Source organism: Methyloversatilis universalis FAM5 (genome assembly GCF_000214035.2).
Lineage (GTDB): Bacteria > Pseudomonadota > Gammaproteobacteria > Burkholderiales > Rhodocyclaceae > Methyloversatilis > Methyloversatilis universalis.
Genome location: NZ_AFHG01000037.1, coordinates 1 through 4,567 on the forward strand (window position 1 = coordinate 1; position 4,567 = coordinate 4,567).

The window sequence follows — 4,567 nt, forward strand, 5'->3', positions numbered from 1 at the left end:
CCGCCGCCGGCACCGCCAGCGCCACCGGCCCCCGCGCCGGTCGCACCGCCGCCTGAGAACTATGACGCGCTGATCAACAGCTTCGGTCGCGAAGTGGGCAAGTTGTTCGAATCGAACCAGAAATACCCGGCGGTCGCCCGTACCCGCAACCAGCAGGGTTCGCTGGAACTGGTGTTCGAGTTCGACAACGGTCAGCTGGTGAATGTGAGCGTGAAGCAGTCCAGCGGCTTCTCGGTGCTCGACAACGCGGCGGTGGAGGTCGGCCGCAAGATGAAGCTGCCGCCCTTCCCGGGCAACCTGGCGCAGCGCAAGTTCAGCTTCGTGCTGCCGGTGAATTACAGGCTGCAGGGCAGCTGAGCGACGGCCGGCGACGGCCCTGTTGGAGCGGCGCCCTCGCCGCGATTCTTCGGCTGCTCATGCGATGGCGCCGGCCAAAGATCCCATCGCGGCGAGGCGCCGCTCCCACAAAAACTGCGACGGCTTGCGCACATTCCGTGGGAGCGGCGCCCCGCCGCGATGCGGCGGTGGATCCATCGGACGATGCGGGTAAAGGCCCTGCAGCGCCTTCAGACCCCGTAGTAGGCGCGGTACCACTCGACGAAGCGCGCGACGCCTTCTTCGATGGGCGTGGCCGGCGAGAAGCCGGTCCAGGCGGTCAGTTCGGACACGTCGGCATAGGTGGCCGGCACATCGCCCGGCTGCATCGGCAGCAGGTTCTTCTGCGCGGTGATGCCCAGCGCCTTCTCGATCGCCTCGATGAAGCTCATCAGCTTCACCGGCCCCTGATTGCCGATGTTGAACACCCGGAACGGCGCCTTCGAATGGCCCGGATGCGGATGATCGCCATCGAAGGCCGGATCCGGTTCGGCCGGACGGTCCAGCGTGCGGATGACGCCTTCGACGATGTCGTCGATGAAGGTGAAATCGCGCTGCATGTCGCCGCGGTTGAACACGTCGATCGGCCGCCCTTCCACCATCGCCTTGGTGAACAGGAAAAGCGCCATGTCAGGGCGGCCCCAGGGGCCATAGACGGTGAAGAAGCGCAGGCCGGTGGTGGGCAGGCCGTACAGATGGCTGTAGGTGTGCGCCATCAGCTCGTTGGCTTTCTTGGTCGCGGCGTACAGGCTCACCGGGTGATCGACGCTGTCCGCCTCGCTGAACGGCATTTTCGTGTTGCCGCCGTACACGCTGGAACTGCTGGCATACACCAGATGCTGCACGCCACTGTGGCGGCAGCCTTCCAGGATGTTCATGAAGCCGACGATATTGGCGTCGATATAGGCGTTCGGGTTCTGCAGCGAGTAGCGCACGCCGGCCTGGGCCGCCAGATGCACGACGCGGTCGAAGCGCTCGGCGGCGAACAGCTGCGCCATGCCGTCACGGTCCTCGACCGACATCTTCACGAAGCGGAAACCAGGCTGCGGCGTGAGCCGGGCCAGACGCGCCTCCTTCAGCGACACTTCGTAGTAGTCGTTCAGGTTGTCCAGCCCGACCACCTCGTCGCCACGCGCCAGCAGGCGCTGGGCCACATGCATGCCGATGAAGCCGGCGGCGCCGGTGAGCAGTACTTTCATCGTGCGCGGCTCAACGACGGCCAATGGCCGAGTACTCGATGCCGAAGCTGCGCGGCAGTTCGGTCTCGTACAGATTGCGGCCGTCGAAGATGACCGGCTGCTTCAGCGCCGACCTGATGCGCTCGAAGTCAGGGCTGCGGAATTCCTTCCACTCGGTCACGATCACCAGCGCGTCCGCACCTTCCAGCGCGTCCATCGGCTTCTCGGCGTAGGCCAGACGCGGCTCGTCGCCGAAAATGCGCTTCGCTTCGGTCATCGCCACCGGGTCGTACGCCGTCACCGTGGCGCCGCGCTTGAACAGCTCGGCGATGATGACCCGGCTCGGCGCCTCGCGCATGTCGTCGGTATTGGGCTTGAACGCCAGACCCCACAGCGCAAAGCGGCGACCCGACAGGTCTTCGCCGAACCTGGCGACGATCTTGTCCACCAGCACCATCTTCTGCACGTCGTTGGCGTCTTCCACCGCCTGCAGCACCTGCAGCGCCTGGCCGTTCTCGCGCGCGGTGCGGATCAGCGCCTTCACGTCCTTCGGGAAGCAGCTGCCGCCGTAGCCGCAGCCGGCGTACAGGAAGTGGTAGCCGATGCGCGGGTCCGAGCCGATGCCCTGGCGCACCATTTCGATGTCCGCGCCCATGCGGTCGGCCAGCAGCGCCAGTTCGTTCATGAAACTGATGCGCGTGGCCAGCATGGCGTTGGCGGCGTACTTGGTCAGTTCCGCGCTGCGCACGTCCATCACCACCAGCTTGTCGCGGTTGCGCTGGAACGGCGCGTACAGCGCGCGCATCAGATGCACCGCGCGTTCGTCGTCGGCCCCCACAACGATGCGGTCCGGACGCATGAAGTCCTCCACCGCCGCGCCTTCCTTCAGGAATTCCGGGTTCGACACCACCGCGTATTCCAGGCTCAGGCCGCGCGCGGCCAGTTCTTCGGCGATCGCCGCCTTCACCTTGTCGGCGGTGCCGACCGGCACCGTGCTCTTGTCGACCACCACCTTGTAGTCGGTCATCAGCCGGCCGATGTTGCGCGCCGCCGACAGCACGTACTGCAGGTCGGCCGAGCCGTCCTCGTCCGGCGGCGTGCCCACCGCGATGAACTGGATGGTGCCGAAGCGCACCGCCTCGGCCACGTCGGTCGTGAAGTGCAGGCGCCCCGCCTCCACATTGCGCGCCACCACGGCGTCCAGACCCGGCTCATGGATGGGAATGCCGCCTTCCTTCAGGATGCGGATCTTCTCCGGATCCAGGTCCAGGCACAGCACGTCGTTGCCCATCTCGGCCAGGCAGGCCCCGGACACCAGGCCTACGTAGCCGGTGCCGATTACGGTGATCTTCATTCAGAGAGGTCCGTCGAAGTTTTCAAAAGAGAATTCAGTTGCCCGACCGTTCGTCCAGCGCGGCCAGCAGGGCCTGCAGCGTGGCCGCGCCCAGACGCTGGCTGCGCGCGCTGCTCCAGCCGAACAGCCCGTCCGGCAGATTGGCATTGTCCTTGAAGGGCATTTCAAGCGTGAGCGCGAGGCAGCCGAAGCGGTGATACACCCATTTCGACGCCAGCGTGAGCAGCTCGTCGGTGAAGCGGTCCGGCGCATAGCCCTCTGTCATCTGGAAATCCGGGCTCGCCGCCAGCAGCGCATCGGTGAAACGGCGCTCCTGTTCGCGGTGCGCGTCGGTGAAACCGGGCACCATGCCGTTGCCGTCGATGAACACATACGGCAGCGTTTCGTCGCCGTGAATGTCGAGAAACACATCCACACCGGTCGCTTCCATCCGCGCGCGCACCAGGGCGACTTCCGGGCTGCTCTGCATGTCCGGCTCGCGCCAGGCGCGGTTCAGGTTGGTGCCGCGCGCGTTGGTGCGCAGATTGCCGCGCAGCGATCCGTCCGGATTCATATTGGGCACGACGTGAAAACAGGCGCGTTCCAGCAGGCGGCGCGACACCGGGTCCGAGGTGTCGTACAGCCGGCGCAGCAGCCCCTCGACATAGAACTCGGCCATCGTTTCGCCCGGGTGCTGGCGCGCGGTGATCCACACATTGCGCCGGCCGGGCGCCGGCCGGCCTACTGTGATGAGGTTCAGGTCACGCCCGTCGGGCGTGGCGCCCAGATCGGTCACCGTGGCCACCGGCGAGGCATCGGCCTCGCCCAGCAGTTCGAGATGCCGCTCCCACGAATAGGGCTCGAAGTAGGCGAAATAGACGCTGTCGAAATCCGGCGTGATGCGGAAGGTGTAGCGCTCACCGTCGTACTGGCCGGCCGACAGCCGGAACCAGTTCCGCCGGTCATACGAGGCCACCACACGGTAGCCGTCCCAGCCGCCCGGGTAGGCCGACTGGCCGGCGTTCTCGAAACTGATCGAACACGCCTGACCGCGCGCGCCCTGCAACCTGAAGTGGAACCACTGCCGGAAAGCCGCCGCGTTGTCAGACGGCAGGTTAAGGCGGATGTTCGACACATCCGCACACTCCAGCACCTCGATGGCGCCGCTGTCGAACTGGCTGCTGATTCGGATCAATGGGGGCTCCCACGGTGAAGTGGGCCGAAGTATACAGTGCCGCCCCGGCCTGCATCCCCGCAGCGCCCTCTGCTGCGCGCACCGCGAAGAGCGCGCCGGTCTCCGGTGGGAGATTCTATGTTCCAACGCAAGCGTTTTCGTGTTGTTTAGGAACGTAGTTGGAAGCGTTCTTCATCAACGAGAAGGCGACCCGTGCGAGCTTTCTTGCCAGAGCGACCAGCGCCTGGGTGCGGCTGAATCCGCGCTGGAGCAAGCGCTGGTAGAACGGTTGCCAGGTGCTGGAGCGGCTGGCCGCCATGGCGGCGTTATAGAGCAGACGGCGCATCTCGGCATCCCCCTTCTTGCTGAGCGCGCCGCGTCCGCGCTGGGTGCCCGATTGGCGCACGGTCACATCCAGGCCCAGGAAGGCGATGAAGGCATCGCCGCCGCTGAAGCGGGCGCGGTGGAAGGTGGCGCACAGGCCTGCGGCGGTGAGTGCGCCGATGC

General features: G+C 66.1%; 5 protein-coding genes. 1 reads left to right on the forward strand and 4 read right to left on the reverse strand.

Going from position 1 to position 4,567, the window contains the following annotated elements:
- Positions 1-357 (forward strand): energy transducer TonB (locus METUNV1_RS06510; RefSeq protein ID WP_043359255.1); only part of this gene is annotated, 357 nt, incomplete at its 5' end.
- Between the two features lie 209 nt (positions 358-566).
- Here METUNV1_RS06510 and METUNV1_RS06515 read toward each other — a convergent pair.
- From METUNV1_RS06515 to METUNV1_RS06530, 4 genes are all read right to left on the reverse strand, one after another.
- Positions 567-1,574: an NAD-dependent epimerase gene (locus METUNV1_RS06515; protein WP_043359257.1), complete on the reverse strand. Its 1,008-nt coding sequence runs from the start codon at positions 1,572-1,574 to the stop codon at positions 567-569.
- A gap of 10 nt (positions 1,575-1,584) precedes the next feature.
- Entirely contained in the window at positions 1,585-2,907 is a 1,323-nt protein-coding gene (locus tag METUNV1_RS06520; protein ID WP_008060059.1) for a UDP-glucose dehydrogenase family protein, read from the reverse strand.
- Positions 2,908-2,941: 34 nt separating this feature from the next.
- The gene (locus tag METUNV1_RS06525) at positions 2,942-4,081 is read right to left on the reverse strand and encodes a M14 family metallopeptidase (protein WP_008060061.1); all 1,140 of its coding nucleotides are present in this window, start codon (positions 4,079-4,081) and stop codon (positions 2,942-2,944) included.
- Between the two features lie 115 nt (positions 4,082-4,196).
- Positions 4,197-4,567, reverse strand: a 371-nt coding sequence (locus METUNV1_RS06530) for an IS110 family transposase (protein ID WP_043359259.1), incomplete at its 5' end; no start/stop codon positions are given.